Here is a 21602-nt window from a genome sequence, read left to right on the forward strand (position 1 = left end):
CCGGCTTCTTCAAGAAGAGCTGGCTACGGCTTAAGATTTCCGTGTCTCATACACCGCTGGAACGGCGGGGTGTGCCTGCCGATGCTGCGGCTGCGGGCTGCGGCGTCGGGTACTGTTTTTTAACAGTAATGGAGGGACAGTAAGCCCTGGGAACAGCCAGGCAAGTCCTGATGAAGCAGGAATTCTACGACGACAAGTCTTAGGGTTTTACTGCCCGAAAGGGCAATAGAATCCCGCGACTTTAGTCGTGGGAGGTTCAAGAAATTATGCCGGCCTTAGAAGCGGTGGTGGGAAAAGACAATATTGGCGATCTTGGCGCATTAGGCGGATCAGAAGACTTCTCTCACATCTCTCAAGCCGTGCCTTCTGCCTTTGTTGTGTTAGGCACAGGCAAAGAGGGAGAGCCGCCGGTTCACAACCCTCGCATGCACCAGAACGAAGATGTGTTCAAATATGGTGCTGCCTTACACGCCAATGTGGCGATGGAATGGTTAAAGGCTCAGCATAAATAAAGTGAATAGAAGATGGCCTGGTTTCTATAAAGCCAGGCCATCTTCTATTTAGCGTTTTCAATGGAGGCCATATGTCTTCAATCACAAAGATAATCATTTCAGGTGATTAATTGTTAAATAGTTGTTAATATTTAAAATATTGGGTATAGAGAAAGATTAGGAAGCTGAAAAGAAAATACACAGTTATAGGTTTTGGGTATTTTGTAAAAGAAGCGGAGGGAAGGCTGTGGCAGCTAAATATATCGTTCCTCCAGGTTTAGGTGACCATTCTGCTGAATTGGCCTTAAAGCGATGGCTCACTTAGCGGAAGTCGTGCTTTCATCCATCCAGATACAGGAGTAGAGGAGCTCGCTGAAGCGGTGGCTGACTCTATAAAAGAGGAAGCTAAGCGCTCACGGTGAAGGTTTCATTCAGAAAATAAACAACCAGGCAGGTGTTTTTTATGTGCGGATTTGTTGGATGTATGCATGCAAAGTCATATGAACGATCAAAAGAGATGGAACAAAAAATAAGGGAAATGAATACTCTTATTACCCATAGAGGGCCTGATGATGAGGGATATTATGCAGATGAATATGTAAACTTCGGATTTAAGCGGTTGAGTATCATTGATATCGAAAGCGGACACCAGCCGCTTTCGTACGAAAATGAACGGTATTGGATTATTTTTAATGGAGAAATTTATAACCATATTGAGCTCCGGAGGGAATTGACAGAGAAAGGGCATACGTTTTCCACTGAATCCGATACAGAAGTCATTATTGCCCTATACAGTGAGCTGAAGGAACGGTCTGTTCAAAAGCTGAGAGGGATGTTTAGCTTTGTGATATGGGATAAAGTCGAGAACGTATTATTTGGCGCGCGAGACCACTTTGGGATCAAACCTTTCTTTTATTTGGAACAAGATGACCGTACATACGTTGCTTCCGAGAAGAAAAGCATTGTGTTGGCGTATGAAGATGAACTAGATTTGGGAGCGCTTCAGCATTATCTCAGCTTTCAATACGTTCCAGAACCCGATACGGTGACGAAAGATATCAAAAAGCTGCCGGCGGGCCATTACTTTATCCAAAGGCCTGGACAGGCGATGAAGATCGAGCCTTATTGGCAGCCGACATTCCGGCCTGTCTCCTCATCTGAATCCGAGGTTATAAAAGAAATTCGTGATGTATTGATAGATTCGGTCCATGTCCATATGCGAAGCGATGTACCGGTCGGTTCTTTCTTGTCCGGAGGGATCGATTCTTCCTTTATCGTCTCGTTGGCGAAGCAGGTACATCCGAAGATCAAAACGTTTTCGGTTGGTTTTGAGCGTGAGGGCTTCAGCGAGGTCGACGTGGCGAAGGAAACGGCCGAGGCTCTGCAGCTGGAAAACATCAGTCACATGATTTCACCGGAAGAATTCGTGCAGGAGCTTCCTAAAATCATTTGGCACATGGATGACCCGCTGGCCGATCCAGCGGCGATTCCTTTATATTTTGTAGCACGTGAAGCGAGAAAGCATGTAAAAGTGGTTTTATCAGGTGAAGGGGCGGATGAACTGTTTGGCGGCTACAATATATACCGGGAATGTCACTCGCTGCGGATGTTTCATCACATGCCAGACCGGATGAAGGGGCTATTAAAGACACTCAGCCACACCTTGCCTGATGGGTTTAAAGGAAAGAGCTTTATCGAGCGGGGCACTACGCCGTTAGAAGAGCGGTATATCGGGAATGCCAAAATATTTGAAGAACGCGAGAAAGCCTCCTTGCTTTGGCGATACAAGCCTGGCTTGTCTTATACGAATATTACACGCCCCATTTATAGCCGCTCGCCGGAATACGATGCGGTGACAAGAATGCAAAATGTGGATATTCACACATGGCTAAGAGGCGATATTTTGCTGAAAGCCGATAAAATGACGATGGCTCATTCACTGGAGCTGCGTGTTCCTTTTCTGGATAAAGAGGTGTTCAACGTGGCAGCCAGAATAGGAGCCGATCTGAAAATCAGTCATCATACAACCAAGTATGTCCTTCGAAAAGCGGCAGAAGGCATTGTGCCAGACCATGTCGTGAAACGAAAGAAGCTAGGGTTCCCTGTGCCTATCCGCCACTGGCTGAAAAATGAATTATATGATTGGGCGGCCGGGCTCATCCGCACGAGCCAAACAGATCATCTGTTGAATAAGCAGGAGGTTCTTCGGTTATTAGAGGAGCACGTACAAAACAAAAAAGACAACAGCCGAAAAATCTGGACCATCCTTATCTTTATGATTTGGCACCAGATCTATGTAGAGAAGATCTACACGTTTCAGCATGTACACGAACAGCCGCACAAGCAGCCCGTTCTTTTATAAACAAGTCATGATCTCTCTTCTAATCTGTACCCAGGCATCTCACGGTCTGGGTCTTTTTTTTTGCCTTTAGCTGGGCAGCCATACCATGATCCTTCCGAAGCACGGTATACCAAAAAGTTCTTTGAATTATTTTTATAGTTTTAGCCAAAGGAAAAACTATTGTCAAAGCGGAAAAACATTGCTATTGACCCACATAAAAGTAGTGTGATAATTTAGAAAATATAAAATGGTATACCAGAGAAGAGGGAGCTAAAGTGGAAGACAAACAAGAATACGGTGAAAAAGGAGCCTGGCTGAGTCTTGGTGCATACATTGTTTTGTCCATATTGAAGATGGCTGTCGGGCTTATGACAAACTCAAAAGCTTTAGTCGCGGATGGTCTCAATAATACGACGGATATATTGGTTTCCATTTCCATTCTCATCGGCTTAAAAATATCGAAAAAGCCGCCAGATGACAATCATCCGTATGGGCATTACCGGGCTGAAACAATCGCTTCGTTAATCGCTTCATTCATCATGGCGTCTGTAGGTATACAAGTAATTGTGGAAACGTTTAAACATATTATTTCTCCATCAAAAGAAAGTCCGGATCTCTTATCAGCCTGGGTGGCTATCATTTGTGCCATGGTCATGTATGCTGTCTACCGCTACAACAAAAGGCTTGCCAAAAAGGTAAATAGTCCTTCTCTTTTAGCTGCCGCAAAGGATAACTTATCCGATTCATGGGTCAGTATCGGAGCGGCGGTCGGCATCATTGGCTCCCAGTTCTCCATGCCATGGTTAGATCCGTTAGCAGGCCTAATCGTCGGAGCCATGATATGTAAAACGGCCTGGGATATCTTCTGGGAGTCCTCTCATAGTTTAACAGACGGGTTTCAAAAGTCAGAACTGAATGAGTTCCGAAAAACCATTAAATCCGTGGATGGGGTTAAGTTAATAAGCGACATAAAAGCAAGAACTCTAGGGAACCAAATATTTGTCGATGTCGTCATTAAAGTTCATCCGAACCTGGATGTCATTGAAGGCAATAAAATCGCTAAAAAAGTAGAAAAAATTATGAAAGAGAAACACTTGGTTAATCATACGCATATACACATAGAGCCTGTTACGTATATTAAAGTGCTGTGAGCGTAAGGCGTAATCACTCGATTCCCTCCGTCTCCTCAATGGGTGATAGAATAGCAGTTGAAGAGAAAAAAGCTCCCTTGTTCCGGGAGCTTTTTTTATTTTATCCTGCACAAGATCTCATTTAAAGGCCACTGCCAGGAGAGAGTGGGAAGAAGCCAGTCATAACAATTAAACTGCTGATGCAAGAATGATACAATCATGGAGAGAGGGATGGTCAGGAAGACTTTTACTGACTAGATCGGTGTTCATTCTAAACGAAGTAAAGGAGTAGATAGCTAATGCTAAATGAAAAAGTAGCCATTATCACAGGAGCAAGTCGAGGGATTGGTGCTGCGACAGCCGCATTATTTGCTAAGCACGGGGCAAAGGTAGTGGTCAACTACGCCAATAATGTGAGTGCGGCAGAGGAGGTCGTCACGTCTATTCGTGAAAATGGCGGACAAGCCATTTCGGTTCAAGCGGATGTTAGAAATGAAGACGATATGAGTTCTCTCGTCGATCAAACCATTTCACACTTCGGCAAAGTGGATATTCTCGTAAACAACGCAGCTATTAACTTTGCGATGAAATCCTTCTCTGATATGGAATGGGATGAATTTAGGCTTAAGCTTGAAGAAGAAATGAAGGCCGCTTTCATTTCAACGAAATCCGTCTTGCCGATGATGAAGGAGCAGAAATATGGGAAGCTAGTCTACATTTCTAGTGGTTTGAGCCATCAGCCCCTGCCTGGTTTTATTGCACACGGAACAGCAAAGGCAGCAATGAATTCCTTTGTCAGGTATCTGGCCCAGGAGTTAGGACCGTATAATATCACCGCTAATACCGTAGCACCTGGTATGGTGGACACAGACGCCACTAAACATACTCCTGCAGAAGAAAAAGAAAAAACAGCTATGTTCACTCCGCTAGGAAGAATCGCCAACCCTGAGGACGTGGCTCGTGCTGCTTTATTTTTCGCAAGTGATCAGAGTGCCTTTATGACAGGAACGTATGCCCCTGTATCTGGCGGCATGGAAATGAACTCATGATTGGTAAATAAAGATCTACTGTGAGAGGAAGAAGGTTTTAGTTGTGAAAAATAGATGTATACATCATGACTCCACGTAAATCATGAAGAAACCCAGCTCATCTTCTCCTATGAAGATAGCTGGGTTTTTCAAAAAGACGAGGCGTTTGGCCGGCTAGAAGCGGGGGAGCTTACAGCCATCAAGACCCCGCAGATGAGGATTCGCTAGGATGACCAGTCAGAAGAACAGATGCCAGCTTAGAAGATCAGGCATTGATTTTCTTCAAGATCCCTCACTCCTGTGCCCATAAAAAAACACTTTCGATGACCAACCGGCTGGTTCGAAAGTTTAATTATGTAGATTAGCGGGGGAGGTGGAAGAAACCACTATAAAATTTACAGGTTGATCTGTTTTGTTAAACCAGTTATGCGGTCTGGTTGACTCCATGTGGATGCTGTCCCCAGGGTAAAGATCGTATTCCGTGTTGTCAAGAATGATGGTCAAGGTGCCATCGAGCACATAAATAAATTCCTGTCCTTTATGAGAAAAAGGAGTTTCCCGTTTGTCCCCGGGTAATAGGGTCACTAAACGCGGGACAAATAAGGGATCGGTCACATCTCCGGAAAGATCCGAATAGATGAATGAAGTCTGGTGTTCCGGTTGTTTGTGATTGCCTCGTCTGATTAAGTTGTTGTCCATTTGTATGGTGTCAGGAAAGAAATAGCTGGGACTCACACCAAGAGCTTCAGATATTTTGTGCAAGGATTGCAACGTAATGGAGCAAAGGGAACGTTCCACTTGAGATAAGAAGCTTATGGATAAATCCGTTTTTTCAGATACTTCCTTCAGCGTCATTTTCTTTGACTTGCGAAGATTTTTAATTAAAGTGCCTATATCGTGATTCATTTGATCTACTCTAAATACAGATTGTTACAGCAAATTATATATAAGATTCAAGACCTTGTAAAGCTGCGGCAGTTCCTGATTGTGGCAGTTATTTGCAAGGAGATTGTGCTAAATAAAATAAGAGAAACCTTAGTGATCCTGAACAAAACTAAGTGGAAATCCCATCTATAGGGGCGATACATAGTAGTCATGACTATACGTATCGCCCTTTATTTTTTATGGTTTTTTACGAATTAGGTCTTGATGAATCAAAGCTGTATTCTATTTATAACGATTATTGAAAAGTCGATTGCAAAAACTTTGGAACAAAAGCATTGATGGTATTATGAATGTCTTCAAAGCAGGAGGCTTTGTGACAATCTAGCTGTTTATCAGTCATTTCAGAAGTGAGGAGGGAGTATACATTTGTCAATTTATCACTTTTTCATAGGCTCACTGATGAAAAGCTCATCTACTGTGGTATTCAATACAGAGGCTATGTCGAACGCTAATTGTAAAGTAGGGTCGTATTTATCATTCTCAATGGCATTTATTGTTTGCCTGGATACTTTACAGAGTTTAGCCAGTTCTTCCTGTGATAATTTAGCTGATTTTCTTAATTCCTTGATGTGGTTTTTCATTTAATCACCATATTTTTTTCTGTAAATTAGTAATGTTAACAAATACATAATGGAAATCACTGTCAGAAACATGATCGGCGAAATCCCATTGCCAGTACTAGTATAAGAAGTATTCCCCTGAACAGTTAGATAAATGGACTGGGCCACTTCTAAAAGTAACATACCGAACACTGCCATAAACGCATATGATTGAGCTTTCTCGTTGATAAACCTCCTTCTTTCATCACCTTTTTGAAAAAATGTTGCCACAAAAATAGAAATTCCGCAAGCTAACAATATGACTGAATACACAAGTGTCACCCAATCCATTTTTTATTCCTCCTTATTAAAAATGTAAAAAGTATTTGACACTTATTATTGTAGCATGAGCTTCAAAAATGTCAAATACTTTTTACATTATGGGAGAGCGGAGAGATACCTGCATAAAAACGTAGAGGTGTTTTTTCTATGGGGGAATTCTTTATACTTTCTTTATACTTTTCTAGCTAAATTATTTATACCTGTCGCTTATGCTAGGTGTATCAACAGTTAAAGGGTGGTTATTTATGTCGGAAACGATACTGAAAGCAACGAATGTTTCAAAAATATATGGCAAACACAAAGCGCTCGATAAAGTATCGATCGAGATTAAACGGGGGGTGATTTACGGATTGATCGGGGAGAACGGCGCGGGAAAATCGACATTTATGCGCGTCGTCATGGGACTGATCACGATGAATGAAGGTGAAATCGAGCTGTTTGGAGAGTCCAGCGCAAAGGGGCTGCAGCGGGCGCGGAGAAAGATGGGGCAATCCATTGAAACGCCGGCCCTTTATCCGGAATTAACAGCCCGGGAGAACCTGCGGGTGCAAGCGGCCAACGGCGGTGTAAGCGAGCGGGAGATTGATGATTTGCTTCAATTAATGAACCTTGGCCATACCGGCAGGAAGAAAGCGAAGAACTTCTCGTTGGGCATGCGCCAGCGGTTAGCGATTGCCTCCACGCTTATGACAAACCCTGAATTTTTAATTTTAGATGAGCCGACAAACGGCCTCGATCCATCAGGAATGGTGGAAATGCGCGAAATCATTCAGCGGCTGGTGACCGAGCGGGGGATCACCGTCTTATTGTCGAGCCACCTGCTGGATGAGCTTTCCCAAATCGCCACGCATTACGGCATTTTGCATGAAGGAAAACTCATCAATGAGCTCTCAAGGGAAGAGTTAGCCCGTGAAACCCGCCAATACATTGAGCTGGAAACGACCGAGGTGGAAAAAGCCGTCGCTGTGCTCGATGAATTAGGGATTAAAGATTATGAAGTCATCAACCGGACGGAAATGAACATTTACGAACGCTTAGACGACGTGGCTGCCATCAACCGTTCATTAGTGCTAGCTGATGTAAATGTGTCGCGGATTGGCACCACTCGGCAAAAGCTCGAGGATTATTTCTTGCAGTTAACAGGAGGAAACACTCATGCTTAATCTTTTAACAGCGGAGAGAATCAAGCTGCTTCGCAGTCGAAAATTATGGATTGTCTTAAGCATTTTATTCTTGTTTCCGATCTATCAGGCCGCTAACAGCAAAATGGTCGTGCATTATGGAGGCAAGCTCGTCCAGGCTACTGATACTGTCATCAATGGCGCAACAGGCATTCTCATGATAGATAAAAATGGATTAACCATCTTGCTTGTTATGAGTGCATTTATCAGCTTTTTTATTGGAGAAGAATTCCAAAATGGGACGATTCGAAATGCGCTGTCGTTGGGCCGCAGCCGTACGCATTATTATCTGTCCAAACTCGTGACAGCTGCACTCGTTTCCCTCGTCGGCGTCGTCATCATGACGGTCATGGGCATGGTCAGCTTTTCAGTCGTGTTTGGCTTTGGGGAAGTGGCAGGAATCAGCGATTACGTGAGTTACGCACTCAAAACCTTTAGCACGCTGTATGTATTAATTTTGGCGAACGTATCGATCTATGTGACGATCAGCTTTTTAACGATAAATAGCGGCGTCTCTCTCGTGTGGAGCTTCCTTTATACCATTGGCACAGGATTTGGGGCTGGCATTTTCCAGCAAACAGAACACTTTAAGCAGGTGACATTCTGGTTTACAGAATCATTCTTGTTTTACTCAGATTTCGCCAGTCCGGCGGGTATCGCTAAATATTCTGAGATGATATTGGTCAGCCTCATCACAATCGTGGTATCATCAGCTTTAGGGATTATTCTGTTTAAACGAACAGACATAAAGTAGGTCGATCGGTATGACAAAGATATTAATTATTGAAGATGACACAGCCATTCATTCTTTGGTCAAGGAGGCGCTGGAGCTGCATGGGTTTGACACACTCAGCGCCTACTCGGGGACGGAAGGAAAGCTGTTAAACGAGCAGCATAGCGTTGATGTCGTGCTTTTAGACTTAATGCTTCCGGGGATGAACGGAGAAGAGTTTCTTCAAGACATCCGGCAGGACTCAGCGGTGCCTGTGATCGTAATTTCCGCCAAGAATGACCAGGAGTCGAAGGTGGAGCTATTGATGAACGGGGCAGATGACTACCTCATCAAACCGTTTGATGTGAAGGAGCTTTTGGCACGCATTCAGATCCAATTACGTCATGCGGCCAAGTCTTCTGCGGGCCAGGTGAAAGAAGTGCATTATAAGAACATCCGCGTCAACGTAGATACGCGCAAAGTGGAGGTGAACGGCCAAAGCGTTCATCTGACTGGACGCGAATACGCCATTCTTCTCCTGTTTCTCGAGAACCCGCAAAAGGTTTTCAGCCGCGCCAACATTTACGAAAGTGTGTGGAATGAGCCATTCTTTGACAATGATAAAACGATTAATATGCATATCAGCAATTTAAGAAATAAACTCAACGCAGATGGGACCAACTATATTAAAACCGTATGGGGCATAGGCTTCAAATTCGATTAATGAAAGGAGCGTGAATGTGATGTGGACATGGATCGTTGTCTTCCTAGCATTGGCGCTTCTTTTATACATTTACTTCTTAAAGCGGCAGCTGCGGAAACTAAAACAGGAGATCAAGGAGATGCCGGCCCGTGCTGGTTTTGGCAGCCGGCTGTCCCTGGATTTTCGTGAGAAGGCGCTAATGGATCTGGTGGATGAATTGAATCAAATGATCGACGCGTTTGAGGAGAAAAACCGCCAAGCGAAGCAAATGGAGGAGAACGTGAAGCTATCTATCACTGGACTGTCTCATGATCTGCGCACACCGCTCACGTCGATTAGCGGCTACGTCCAGCTGTTACGCGCGACCACCGATGAAACGAAGAGGGCGCACTATTTAACTATTATCGAACAATCGGTCCAACGCCTGATCGAAATGACTGACCACTTTTATGACTTAGCACGCATCGAAACGAACCAAAAAGAAATGACCTTATCTTCCGTTCCTCTTTCCAGCTTAGTGGAGGACATCTTCTTGTCCTTTTATGACCAATTTGAGGAAAAGAGCATTGAACTTCAATTTCCCGAGCAGGCGAATGACTGGCAAGTGATCGCGGACCCCTTCATGCTGACCCGGGTGATCCAGAATGTCGCGCAAAATATCCTTCGTTATTCAAAAAGCCAAGCGGTCATCAGCTATAAGAGTGAGGGGGGTGACCTTATCCTCAGCGTTAAAAATGACATCAAGCCCGACAGCAAAGTAGCCATAGAGAAAGTGTTTATGCGCTTTTACACAGAGGTCACCAGCCGAACAAACGCCGAAGCGAGCGGGCTGGGCCTTTACCTGTCTAAAAAGCTAGTGGAAAAGATGAATGGGAAAATGGAGGCGGAGCTTGAGGGCAATTGGTTTGTTCTTCGAATCTATCTTCCTGTTAATAGGGGGAAGGCTTAATTAAAATACAGAAAACAAAAAACGCCTCGCAAAGCCTTAAATAAGCGCTGCGAGGTGTTTTTTTAGGCTCTTTTATTTTATTCCTTCATAATGTTCTTCTGCTTTAACGCTTCAAGCGCGATGTTTTTCGCAGCCGTTCCGCTTCCGTTGACGTTTACCGCAAACACCCATGTAGTCTTGTCTGTCTTAATGAAACCGACATACCAGCCTAGTCCAAGATCGGACAGCCTTGTGCCTGTTTTCCCATGAAGGGTGTAGTCGTCTTGCTCGTCCTGGATCATCATCCGCTTGACCGTTTTCTGGTGTCTTTCTTCGAAGGGCAATTCTTCTCGTACGAGCTTTTCCATGAAATGCACTTGTTCAACAGCTGAAATCTTTAAGCTGCTGTCCAGCCAGAAGGTGTCAATCCCGCCTGATATATCCTGGTTGCCGTAGGCCAGTTTTTGAAGGTTCTCTTGCATCCTTGCTTCTCCAATGTCCCTTGCCATCTCCTGATAAAACCATATAGCCGACTCCCGCATCGCGGAAGCTAAGGAGTGATCGCGATTCCAGCTCTCAAACTCCCTAACGACGCCATCCCACCGTTTTACCTCATACTCATCTCGAACCGCCATCGTCTCCAGCCCGATTAACGCATGCGGCACTTTAAAGGTCGATTCAGGCGTGAGCCTTTCCGTGCTTCTTTCCTCGTTGTACACATACACCTTTTCATTTTTAAGGTTTTTGAGCACCATTGTGCCTTCCGTTTCCTTAAAAAGTTCCCCCAGCCTTAGTTCCTTTGTTTTCTGCTGCTCCGCATGGATCGTTCCCGTTCCCGCAAGAATCACCGCGACAGACAATAGAAGAAAAGCAGCTGTTCTCCGTACGTTCATTTTACATCCCCCTTTTTTAGAAAATTGTTCGTGATGTAAAATCATTCTGCCAGTTCATATTATAAAGGGGGTGACCAGAAATTGGAATTACCATTTTTGCTTTCAAGGGGGGGAAGGTTAAAAAGTGCAGGGAAGGGAGCCTTTAAGGTTATGCGTCGTAACAACTTGTAAATATAGGTTAGGAGTGATCACGTGGATACTTCTATATTAGTAGCTGTATTGGTGATTTTCTTTGGAGCTCTAGGAATTGGTTACAGCAAAAAGAAGAAGTGAACTCTTGAAAATTGTTATTTTATACGGATGTGTTAGTTGAAAAAGACCAGATAAGGTTGGAATGGATCTCATAGAGTGGGATAAATAAAAAGAAAACACCTGGCTCTTTACGTATGTGACGACTATCGGATATCAAAACCTTGTAAACCGCTGCAACTGGCAGCCTCCGTTTACGGGCAAAATAAAAAGACTGTAGACGCTCGATTTCCATTGAGTTTGTCTACAGTCTAAAACCTTTATATTCTATTTTTTAAATGTTCTCTTTTACACATCCTCAGATACAAAGCTAGACTTTGGAACCGTCAACGGTTTGATTGAATCTTCTTCGGATCAAGAGCTTTTTAACAGGGATTTTAGCCAGTAAGACACCGATTAAGATCAGAGCGGCTCCTGCATATCCTTTGGCTGGAAGGGTTTCCCCTATGAACATAAAAGCAAACAAGGCGGCGAAGACGGGCTCTAAGGAAAAGATCAGGCCAGTGTGCGTGGGAGTGGTATGCTTTTGGGCGACCGCCTGGCCTATAAATCCAACCGCGCTGCATAGAACACTTAATCCGATGATGGATACCCATGATTCTGTTGTGCTAGGAAGGTGTGGATTTTCGAAAAATAATGAAAATAGGAGGCCCCATGCTGCCGCAACCCCTAATTGTAAAATCCCCAGTGTGATGGAATCCACATGTTTCGTTAACGTACCTGTCACGATAATTTGCAGCGCATACAATAGGGCGCCTAAAATCATCAGATAGTCTCCGAGATTAATCGTTAATGCCTGATTTAATGTTAACAGAGCAATCCCTGTCATGGAGATGCCTACACCCAAAATCACTTTCTTTTCTGGCTTTTTTCTAAAAAAGACGGCCAATAACAACGGGACAAATACGACTGAGAGACTGAATAAAAACCCTGCATTGGAAATAGTCGTGAACTTTAATCCAATCGTGACCACCGACATGACTAAAAACAAGAGGGTGCCTAATATAAACCCATAAAAGAACGTTCTCATATCCACGCGGATTAAACGCTTGTAAAATATAGCGCCAGCTAATATAAAGGCCAGGCCAAAACGCAAGGCCACTAAGTTAAACTCTTGAAACGAATCGAGCCCCATCTTCATAAATAAATAAGAGGACCCCCAAAGCATCGTAACGATCAGCATCATGAAATTAGCCTTTAATTGTGTGTCTGATCCTACTTCACTTATGACCCCAGACCATTTATCCCGGTTCATTTTTTTGATCACCTCTCCTATAACGAATTGATTATTTATAAGTATAATTGTAAAATTAAAATTAGAAAAATGAATGTTTTCAAACATTAACATGAATAAATTTCATATAAAGGGAGTGGTTCAGCTGTCTCTTGCTAAGTTTGAGGTATTCAGTACCGTCGTGGAATTAGGAAGCCTGACGAAGGCAGGTGAAGCACTCGGTTTAAGCCAGTCGGCGGTAAGTCATGCCATTACCAGCCTTGAATCCGAATGGGGATTTTCTATCCTTAATCGAGGGCGTTCAGGGGTCCAGCTGACCAGTAATGGGGAACGCATCTTGACATACGTACGTGAAATGCTGAAATGGAACGAGGACATGGTGCAAGAAATCGCTAATATCAATGGCCTGGAAATCGGTACCGTACGAATCGGCACGTTTTCAAGTGTATCCATTCACTGGCTGCCTGAAATGATGAAAATCTTTCATGAGCATCACCCTTCGATTGAGATTGAACTGTTAGAAGGGGATTATGATGATATCGAGCGTTGGATCTCAACGGGGGCGGTTGACTTTGGTTTCGTTTCTCTGCCCACCTCACCATACTTTGAAGTGATTCCTTTAAAGAAAGATCAAATGCTTTGTATCCTCCCAGATGATCATCCTCTTGCCGATCAAAAGGAGGTTAGTTTTGACATGATCAAAGACGAGCCTCTCATTAAGTCGAAAAAAGGGAGCGATAATGACCTGGCACGAATTTTAAAAGAAAACAAGGTGACCCCTAATGTAAGGTTTGAACTGATAGATGACCATGCGATTATTTCAATGGTTGAAAACGGCATGGGCATCAGTATCCTTCCTGAAATGATCTTACACTGGGTGCCAGATAATGTTCGAAAGCTTACGTTAGAGGGAGAAAATTACCGCACCATCGGAATCGCCGCTACGTCTTTTAAAACCCTTGCGCCAGCCACAAAAAAATTCATCGACTATTTGAAATCATGGCTAGGTGAGTCGTCAGACTTGGATACAGTTTGACTGGCTAACACCTATTCTTCTATTCGGATACCGAAATATTCATGTTTATCGAGCGACTGCTTTTCGCATGATAGACTCGTTGATTCATAGGAAGGGTCGGCAAAGGAGGGGGTACTTACGAAATGTGGGCCCGAGTGAGATACAGCTAGTGAAGCTTCCGCCGAAATAAAAAAGCCTGCGTCTTGCGACGAGGCTTTTTCTTTGATTAATGTGGTTTATTCAATCCGAGTTCTTCCTGCTTTTCGGCGAGGTCTCAATTATTTGAATATTTAATTTACTTTAATTAGAATAAATGAAAACATTTTTGCCTAAAGAGAAGCAGGAGTGTTCCAGGAACGCTACTAAACAGACAATACATGTAAACAGGTTTGTTAATAGAGTGCTAGAGACCTAAGCAATGCTCGGTCGGGTCAAGGGCAAAACATGTGATTGCGAATATATAGCATATGTTGGAGGGGAGCTTATTGTGAGCGATATAAAATGGAAGCAATTTGTTATAGACGGCAGAACTGACATAGATATTCGAAAAGAGGTTTTGCAATCTTGGAACAGGTGTAAAAGCCTGGGGGTTTCCCATGAACGAACAGAGGTTTTTTCCTACCTTTCTCCTGATGAAGTAGACAGAAGAAGAAAAGAGAATCACGAGCTAATCGTTGCGGCAAGACCGATTATGGAAGAGCTTCGCAAGCGTTTGAAGGGGGGAGGGTACCTTCTTCTATTGGCCGATACAGATGGATACTTGGTGGAAATGGCTACAGACAAAAAATCACAAAAGCTGGCTGACCAGTCCGGCATCTTTGTAGGTGCGCGATGGACCGAGGAGAATGTCGGCTCAACAGGACTCTCCATTGCTATTAGAACACGAAGTTCCTTTGTCACTTCTGGCAGTGAACACTATTGTCTAGCCCTTCGTTCTTGGGATTGTTCTGCATGCCCAATTATTGTGCAAGGAAAACATATAGGAACCTTTGATGTTTGCCGTATGGGGCCTAAAAATGATTTAAAGGAATTATATACCCTAGCAGCCGCCGGGGCCCAAGCCATAAGTGCGAGATACCAATTTAACAAAGTGAAAATTAAAGAACAAGTCTTATCACATATATTAGCTGATTATGTCCCTAAGATTAATGATCGAACAGGCATATTATCATTTGACAATTTAGGTGTGGAACTATATAAAAACAATCCAGCTGAAGCTTTTTTGGAGCGGCTTAATGAAAGAGGAGAGACATCCGCCCAACATCTTAGAGAATTAATCTCAACTGAATTAGAGTTGGGAGGAAACAAGTATTTTATTGATAGAAAAGAATTGGCCCTTGAGGGAAGACCATTAGCTACTGTTTTGTTGATTGAAGATAGAAGCAGAGAGACCGCACCTCAAACTAAGAAAAAATCAGAGAATCCTCTCTTTCACAGTAAAAACCCTGTTTTCAGGAAAACCGTCCAGATGGCTAAAAAGGCATCGAAAAGTGATGCCTGCATTCTCATCAATGGAGAAAGTGGAGTAGGAAAAGATTTTATGGCACGGTTTATCCATCATCAGAGTAATCGAAGTATTTATCCTTATACAGCACTAAACTGTGCAGCGCTCCCTAGAGAATTGATAACGTCGGAATTATTTGGGTATGAGAGCGGAGCGTTTACAGGGGCCAAGCAAAAAGGGCAAATGGGTAAAATCGAGGCATCTAACAATGGTACCATTTTTTTAGATGAAATAGGTGATCTGCCCTTAGACCTGCAAGCCACATTGCTTAGAGCATTAGAAGAAAAACAAATCGTAAGGATTGGAGGAAACCGCCCCGTTCCGATCAATGTTCGTTTTCTAGCAGCCACAAATAAAAACCTCAAACAATTAGTCGAACAGGGAGAATTTCGAGAGGATCTTTATTATCGATTAAATGTCTTTAATGTGAAAATACCGCCTCTTCGGGAACGAACCGAGGATTTTGAAATGATTTTGACCCATATTACAAATGAAATCTGTAAAAAGGCACAACGGCAAGCGATCACTTTTACTCAAGAAGCAATAGATGCCTTGAGAAGTTATAGCTGGCCGGGAAATATACGAGAGTTAAGGAATATGGCCGAACGAATCGTGTACCTCCATGACGAAGATACATTCGATTTGCTCCATGCACATGAGTTTTTAATGCTGGATGAAGATCCAAAAGAAGAAGTGAATGAAAAAGAGTATATTTCTCATGTCTTAAGGGAAGCGGGAGGGAACCGGTCAAAAGCAGCGAAAGAGATCGGTATATCAAGAAGTGCATTATATCGCAAAATCGAAAAATACAATCTTCAGTAAGGCAGAAAGCTGTCCTGCTGTCCGGACAGCGAGCGGTCAAAAATACAAATTTAGAGAAGTTAATATTTATGTAGTTTGCTAGAAACCCTGTTACCTCCTATCTGAAAACAGTATTCTTAATATTCTGTAATATGGCACGCGTATTGCAATAGATGGATTGAAGTTCAAATTAAGGGAGGTTTATTTATGACAGTAGGTTCAGCAGAATGGATGAAAAGTTTTCAGGAGACTGTAAACTCCGACACCGAGTTAAATGTGATCGGTAAGTATTGTAATGTGAATTTTCTTCTGCAGATTGGTTCAAAGGAATACGTAGTACAAATCAAAGAAGGAAAAATGGTTAACTTTTTTGAAAAGGGATCTTTAGATGAGTGGAGTTTCGCCATTCGGGGAAGTTTAGAAGCTTGGAATAAATTCACCCAGCCGGTACCGCCTCCAATGTTTCATGAGCTTTTTGCGGCCTTCTTCCAAGGAAATATGAAGTTAGAAGGAAATATTCAAGAGTTAATGGCCAACTTGAGATACATAGTCCGTTATCTCGATGTCACAAGAGAAGTAAATAAATCATTAGTTAAGGGGGCGTAAGAGGATGGGAAAATTATCTCCGGTTAAAGGACAATATGTATACGTAGATGTCGAAGGTGTCGAATATAAAGTTTACTTCGAAGAAAATGGACAAGGCATTCCATTGGTTTGTCAACACACAGCCGGATGCGATTCTAGACAATGGCGCGACTTACTAGAGGACAAAAACATCACCAAAAACTTTAGAGTCATTGCTTATGACCTGCCGAGACACGGCAAATCTGATCCTCCTCATGGTGTGGAATGGTGGAAGGAGGAGTACAAGCTGACCACAAGCTTTTATGTCCAGTTTGTCCGCAACTTCTGTGAAGCGCTTGATTTAGAAAACCCGATTTTTATGGGAAGCTCTTTTGGAGGAAATGCCGCTCTTCAATTAGCACTTGAATATCCAGATTATTTCCGTGCGACGATACCGGTTGAAGCAGCGGATCATACTCCAGGGTTCTATCAGGAATGGTGGCATCATCCTCATACTCATGGAGGGGAGGTTTGTGCATCTGGAGTTTGGGGGTTAATGGCTCCGCAAAGTCCGGAAAAAGACCGCCGCTTGACCTGGTGGTACTATAGCCAAGGTGCTCCAGGCGTGTTTAAGGGAGACCTTTACTTTTATAGTGTAGACCATGACCTGCGCGGAAAGCTCGATCAAATAGATACCAATAAATGCCCGGTGTATCTCATGACTGGCGAATACGATTATCTTTCTACGCCTGAGGACTCCAAGCGGACAGCCGATCAAATTACTGGAGCTAAATTTGTAGAAATGAAAGAGATCGGCCACTTTCCGATGAGTGAAAACCATCAAGTGTTCGTTAAGTATTTGGAAGAGGTTTTGCAAGATATTTTAACTAAGGAAAAATCGTTAGTGAAATAAGAAGTAACAGTTTAGGATTTAAAGGTGGCAGAACGAAGATGAATGAAAAGCCTCGAACCCGTGTTGGTTTGAGGCTTTTTGAGTTTATTTCATTCTTGCATTCTAATAATTAACAAGGAGGTTACTAGTGGTTGAATTTGATCAATAATCACCTAGATCCATTGCATGAAACAGAACAAAAAGTTGAAGAGGCTTATGAATTTTTTTACAATCAAGCACAAAAAATCCAATCAATTAAGGGCTTTTCTTATTCACTTATTAATGGTTTTTATATCCAAATATTATATCTTTTGACCTAAGAATATGGTACCTTAGAAAGGGGGATTAATAATTTAATTAATTAAAATGGGAGGGATTTTTTTGAAGGTATTCTTTAGTATGATTATAGCTTGCTGTTTATTTTTTACCAGCGCTATTGCCGCTTCAGCTGCATTTCGAGATGTAGGGGATACCTATTGGGCAAGGGATGAAATTACATATTTAACAGACAAAAAGATTATTAATGGTTTTATCGATGGTTCTTTCCGCCCGCAGGCACCTGTTACTCGAATACAGGCAATGATTATGATGGCTAATGCATTAAACTTGGATTTATCGAATCGTCCAGCTCCGGGCTTTAAAGATGTATCTGTGATGAATAGCGGATATAAACACGCTGCCGCTATTATGGATGAGGGGCTTTTTCCGAAAAGTACTTATTTGAACCCGAATGAGCCAATGACACGTCAATTAGCGGCTAGAATGATCGCTTCGGCTTTTAAGTTAAGAGCCGCTAATAATACGAGTTTCAAAGATGTACCGTCAGACTACTGGGCAAAGCCATATATTTCAGCCTTAGCAGACCACAATATTACCATAGGTTATCCTGATGGCACCTTTAGACCTTATACCACACTGACTCGTGCTCAGTTCTCTGTGTTTCTGGCAAAAGTTTTAAATGAAGATTTTAAGACTTTCACTTTTAACCACAGCAGTTTTAATTATCAGCTGGAATTGACTAATTACATGAAGACTGAAATGATGTTTGAGGATGAGATTGGTGAGGATGGCGTCCGTTCAACACACTTTTATTACAATAACACCAAGCACCTTGGCTACAAGCCTTACCTTGCGTCTGTTTATATCATTCCAACATCAAAGCTAGGTTATTATGAAGGGGCACCATTCGATTTGATTAAAAAGCATAATCATTACTACTATTACTATCAGAGTGTCGGGGAGCACCCATACATGCATCCTAATCCTAACCTGCTTAAGACAAATGAAGCAAAGATGTTTGAAAGCATTCAATACAGATTAACCAATGCGCTATACAACCTGAAAACAATTAAGTAATTGCAATCCATGTACTCTAAACAAAAAGAAGAGACTGCCAACCGGCAGCCTCTTCTTTTTGTTTAATAGCTTCAAGAAATCGAAGCTTCAGATGGATCTTTAGCTGCAGCACCTTTTTCAACAATAACCCCATCAAATGCGGCTTTATAGATGGAATAAATGTCTTGTTTTAATAAAGGCATCGGGCTGCGTGCAAGAATCCGCTTTTGTTGAACGGCGTCATTGGTTAATCCTTCAAGCGCGTCTGACGTAATGCTAAAGCCCTGCAAGGAGGAAGGGATCTGTACATCCTCGACCAATCGCTTTAACTCTGCTACACATTTGTAGGAGGCTTCTTCCTGAGAGAGATGGGCAGAGCTGAAGCCCATGGCTTCATAAATATCCTTCATTCGCTTCTCGCAGCTTTGGCGAATATAGCCCATGACGTAAGGGAGCAAGACCGCGTTCGAATCGCCGTGGGCAATGTGGAACTGGCCGCCTAGCGGGTAAGCCAGTGCGTGAACGCCTGCCACACCTGCATTGAAGAAGGCGAGGCCAGCCAGGTAGCTTCCGTAGCTCATATCTGTGCGGGCCTGTTTATCTTTACCGTTTGATACCGCTGTGCGAAGGGAATTGCTGATTAAGGTAATGGCCTTTAAGGCTAAGGCGTCTGAAACAGGGCTTGCGAATTTAGACACATAGGCTTCCACCGCATGCGTAAGGGCGTCGATTCCCGTCGCCGCTGTTACTTTCGGCGGCAGGGAAATCGTTAAAGCCGGATCCACAATAGCCGCGTCCGCTAATAAATAATCATGGGTCACGACATCTTTGGTCGTTTCGAGAGATAAGACCGAGATGTTTGTCACCTCTGAACCGGTCCCGGAAGTCGTTGGAATCAAGATGGAAGGAAGTCCTTTTTTCGTGACCTTCTTTGTTCCGGTTAAGTTTAGGTAATCCGCCACACTGCCCTCGTGTACCGCTAGTACACCGGCAAGCTTTGTGAGATCCAGCGCGCTGCCGCCGCCGACACCGATCACCATATCGAATTGGTTGTCCCGCGTGTATGCCACTAGCTTTTCACCAACCGCGAGGGGAGGCTCCGGCACGACGTCTGTATACACGTCAATGGAGTAGCCTGCTTCGTCCAGCGGGTTCACTACTTTATCCGTCAATCCAATGTCTTTTAACAATGGATCCGTGATCACTAAGATTTTTTTTGCATTAAATCGATTGACCTCATCTAACAGGTGGGATAAAGACCCCCAGCCTGTGTAACTAGTAGGTGGCAATGTAATCTTTTCAGTCATATTGATTCCTCCTGGTTAAGATGTTGTGAATGATGTTGGATTAGATGACTTCTTCCTTTTCGTCGTTTTTCAGGTTGTCTGGAGAGTCTTTTTTGAATGTTTCATCCACTTCTCCTTTGAAGAAGTCTTTTCCATAGATTAAGAGACAAAGGATGACGCCTGTTGCAAATGCCCATGCGGCGCCTTTAATGCAAAGCACGGCACCAATAATACCGGCGATGCCCAAATCGCGCTGGCTGCGTGACTCGAGGATACCGACTTTCACACTGACGTACCCTTGAATGAGCAGCGTCAAAGCTAAAGCGACGCCTAGAATCGGTTCAAGTAAACTTACAATTGGAAGTAAAAATAACCCGGTGTTTGTCCCCCAGCGGAAGGAACCGACGCCTCCGAAGAAGGAATCCATCGCTTTGCGTCCTTTTTTAAACCGCTCAATCATGACGACTTGCATAGCGGACCATAACGGGCCACACATCGTTACATCGGGCCCAAGAATACTCATCGAGCTGTTGCGGATGCCAAAAATTAAATGGGCGCGGCTTGGGTTGTATTCAACCTTTTCATCCGGGCGTTCCGCAGCCCCGTCCTCAACTAACGCTTTTGTTTGCAGGACATCACCGAACAACACGATGTAAGTGGCCAGCACGGTAGGGAGAGCGGTGATGAACATCATCAATGGCGGAAGCCCTAACCCGAATACCGTGTATTCACTCCATAATGTCGCAAAGTCCGGCGTTGAGAAGCCCCATTCGATCTTTGGCCATGGTGCTTCACCGAATAGGGGAGCAAGGATAACAGCTAAAAGGATGACCGGGAAAATCCCTAGCTTCGCCACGGTTCCCCAAAAGTAGTTCCGGGTTTGAAGCTGTATAAAATGCTTCGAGAATAAAAGATAAAACCCGATCCCGATCGCAATCGTGATCGTCCATGGGAACTGTTCAAATCTTCCGCCAACTTCAAATACAGAAATAACCGCCGCAAATCCGGCTCCGAGAATAACGCCTGATTTGATAGCTGAAGGGATGAATTGAACGACTTTCGAGGCCAAGCCTGTAGCCCCTAATAATAAAGACAAAATACCGAGTGTCATCTGAAAGGCGATTAAGGCGTGTACCCGCTCAGGACCTTCAGGGAATTGCTGGCAGTACAATAAGATCAATGGAATCGCCGGGGTAATCCATCCTGGCACAGCTGGGTCTCCGAGTAAATGATGAAGCAAATAAAAAAGACCGTTTAATACGACAATGGCTAAGGCCACTTCAAATGGCATCCCCAACAGATCAATTAACAGGGGAATGGCTGACAAATCGACCGCACACATAAGCAAACCCTGCACGTAATCTGGCCATTCAAACCGGTAATGAATGAAGGGCAGCCGAACCTTAAAGGGGCCTGCTGGTATGTATGGAGACTCTTCGCCATATTGACGTGTTTTCCACTTCATGAGATTTCTCCCTCCTTATACTGT

Annotated in this window: 21 protein-coding genes; 14 read left to right on the forward strand and 7 right to left on the reverse strand. The window is 43.5% G+C overall.

Annotated elements, in window-relative coordinates:
* The first annotated feature begins 266 nt into the window (after positions 1 to 266).
* The 4 genes from QY97_RS14745 (at position 267) to QY97_RS14760 (ending at position 5011) form a co-directional block, all read left to right on the forward strand.
* Positions 267 to 512, forward strand: a complete 246-nt coding sequence (locus tag QY97_RS14745; protein WP_039236699.1) for a M20/M25/M40 family metallo-hydrolase — start codon at positions 267 to 269, stop codon at positions 510 to 512.
* A 442-nt stretch (positions 513 to 954) separates the two neighbouring features.
* Positions 955 to 2853, forward strand: coding sequence for an asparagine synthase (glutamine-hydrolyzing) (gene asnB, locus QY97_RS14750; protein ID WP_039236702.1), 1899 nt, complete (start codon positions 955 to 957; stop codon positions 2851 to 2853).
* Between the two features lie 254 nt (positions 2854 to 3107).
* Positions 3108 to 3983, forward strand: coding sequence for a cation diffusion facilitator family transporter (locus QY97_RS14755; RefSeq protein ID WP_039236705.1), 876 nt, complete (start codon positions 3108 to 3110; stop codon positions 3981 to 3983).
* Positions 3984 to 4261: 278 nt separating this feature from the next.
* Entirely contained in the window at positions 4262 to 5011 is a 750-nt protein-coding gene (locus tag QY97_RS14760) for an SDR family NAD(P)-dependent oxidoreductase (protein WP_039236708.1), read from the forward strand.
* A 327-nt stretch (positions 5012 to 5338) separates the two neighbouring features.
* Here the strand turns inward: QY97_RS14760 and QY97_RS14765 are convergent, their stop codons facing one another.
* The 3 genes from QY97_RS14765 to QY97_RS14775 all read right to left on the reverse strand — a co-directional run bounded on the left by QY97_RS14765 (position 5339) and on the right by QY97_RS14775 (position 6825).
* Positions 5339 to 5896 carry a helix-turn-helix domain-containing protein gene (locus QY97_RS14765; RefSeq protein WP_039236711.1) on the reverse strand — a complete coding sequence of 186 codons (558 nt, stop codon included), beginning with the start codon at positions 5894 to 5896 and terminating at the stop codon, positions 5339 to 5341.
* Positions 5897 to 6312: 416 nt separating this feature from the next.
* Positions 6313 to 6516: a helix-turn-helix transcriptional regulator gene (locus QY97_RS14770; protein ID WP_039236713.1), complete on the reverse strand. Its 204-nt coding sequence runs from the start codon at positions 6514 to 6516 to the stop codon at positions 6313 to 6315.
* The gene (locus tag QY97_RS14775) at positions 6517 to 6825 is read right to left on the reverse strand and encodes a hypothetical protein (protein WP_039236715.1); all 309 of its coding nucleotides are present in this window, start codon (positions 6823 to 6825) and stop codon (positions 6517 to 6519) included.
* 236 nt (positions 6826 to 7061) lie between these two features.
* On the opposite strand from QY97_RS14775, the gene QY97_RS14780 reads away from it, so the two are divergent.
* Genes QY97_RS14780 through QY97_RS14795 form a run of 4 tightly spaced genes read left to right on the forward strand, consistent with a single transcriptional unit; the run spans position 7062 to position 10361 of the window.
* Positions 7062 to 7979 (forward strand): ATP-binding cassette domain-containing protein, encoded by a 918-nt coding sequence (locus QY97_RS14780; RefSeq protein ID WP_039236718.1) that lies wholly within the window; start codon positions 7062 to 7064, stop codon positions 7977 to 7979.
* Positions 7972 to 8751: an ABC transporter permease gene (locus QY97_RS14785; protein ID WP_039236720.1), complete on the forward strand. Its 780-nt coding sequence runs from the start codon at positions 7972 to 7974 to the stop codon at positions 8749 to 8751. The genes QY97_RS14780 and QY97_RS14785 overlap by 8 nt, the downstream gene beginning before the upstream one ends.
* 10 nt (positions 8752 to 8761) lie before the next feature.
* Positions 8762 to 9433, forward strand: a complete 672-nt coding sequence (locus tag QY97_RS14790) for a response regulator transcription factor (protein WP_039236723.1) — start codon at positions 8762 to 8764, stop codon at positions 9431 to 9433.
* A gap of 19 nt (positions 9434 to 9452) precedes the next feature.
* Positions 9453 to 10361, forward strand: coding sequence for a sensor histidine kinase (locus QY97_RS14795; RefSeq protein ID WP_039236726.1), 909 nt, complete (start codon positions 9453 to 9455; stop codon positions 10359 to 10361).
* 77 nt (positions 10362 to 10438) lie between these two features.
* On the opposite strand, the gene blaOXA is transcribed toward QY97_RS14795, so the two are convergent.
* Positions 10439 to 11233 carry a class D beta-lactamase gene (blaOXA, locus tag QY97_RS14800; protein WP_039236729.1) on the reverse strand — a complete coding sequence of 265 codons (795 nt, stop codon included), beginning with the start codon at positions 11231 to 11233 and terminating at the stop codon, positions 10439 to 10441.
* A gap of 559 nt (positions 11234 to 11792) precedes the next feature.
* Positions 11793 to 12737 carry a DMT family transporter gene (locus tag QY97_RS14805; protein WP_046128768.1) on the reverse strand — a complete coding sequence of 315 codons (945 nt, stop codon included), beginning with the start codon at positions 12735 to 12737 and terminating at the stop codon, positions 11793 to 11795.
* Between the two features lie 124 nt (positions 12738 to 12861).
* Here QY97_RS14805 and QY97_RS14810 point away from each other — a divergent pair, with 124 nt between their 5' ends.
* The 6 genes from QY97_RS14810 to QY97_RS19640 all read left to right on the forward strand — a co-directional run bounded on the left by QY97_RS14810 (position 12862) and on the right by QY97_RS19640 (position 18848).
* Positions 12862 to 13752 (forward strand): LysR family transcriptional regulator, encoded by an 891-nt coding sequence (locus QY97_RS14810; protein ID WP_039236760.1) that lies wholly within the window; start codon positions 12862 to 12864, stop codon positions 13750 to 13752.
* Between the two features lie 397 nt (positions 13753 to 14149).
* Positions 14150 to 16057, forward strand: coding sequence for a sigma-54-dependent Fis family transcriptional regulator (locus QY97_RS14815; RefSeq protein WP_039236732.1), 1908 nt, complete (start codon positions 14150 to 14152; stop codon positions 16055 to 16057).
* 186 nt (positions 16058 to 16243) lie between these two features.
* A complete protein-coding gene (locus QY97_RS14820; protein WP_039236734.1) occupies positions 16244 to 16642 on the forward strand; it encodes a hypothetical protein in 399 nt (132 codons plus the stop codon).
* A gap of 4 nt (positions 16643 to 16646) precedes the next feature.
* A complete protein-coding gene (locus QY97_RS14825) occupies positions 16647 to 17513 on the forward strand; it encodes an alpha/beta fold hydrolase (protein ID WP_039236737.1) in 867 nt (288 codons plus the stop codon).
* 131 nt (positions 17514 to 17644) lie between these two features.
* Positions 17645 to 17812 (forward strand): hypothetical protein, encoded by a 168-nt coding sequence (locus tag QY97_RS20535; RefSeq protein ID WP_157761912.1) that lies wholly within the window; start codon positions 17645 to 17647, stop codon positions 17810 to 17812.
* A 61-nt stretch (positions 17813 to 17873) separates the two neighbouring features.
* On the forward strand, positions 17874 to 18848 hold the full coding sequence (locus tag QY97_RS19640) for an S-layer homology domain-containing protein (RefSeq protein WP_052725952.1): 975 nt from the start codon (positions 17874 to 17876) through the stop codon (positions 18846 to 18848).
* 71 nt (positions 18849 to 18919) lie between these two features.
* Here QY97_RS19640 and QY97_RS14835 read toward each other — a convergent pair whose 3' ends face one another.
* Together QY97_RS14835 and QY97_RS14840 are read right to left on the reverse strand one after the other, a co-directional pair.
* Entirely contained in the window at positions 18920 to 20134 is a 1215-nt protein-coding gene (locus QY97_RS14835) for an iron-containing alcohol dehydrogenase (RefSeq protein ID WP_039236740.1), read from the reverse strand.
* Positions 20135 to 20174: 40 nt separating this feature from the next.
* A complete protein-coding gene (locus QY97_RS14840; RefSeq protein WP_039236745.1) occupies positions 20175 to 21578 on the reverse strand; it encodes a membrane protein in 1404 nt (467 codons plus the stop codon).
* Positions 21579 to 21602: the final 24 nt, after the last annotated feature.

The organism is Bacillus thermotolerans (assembly GCF_000812025.2).
Classification (GTDB): domain Bacteria; phylum Bacillota; class Bacilli; order Bacillales; family Domibacillaceae; genus Quasibacillus; species Quasibacillus thermotolerans.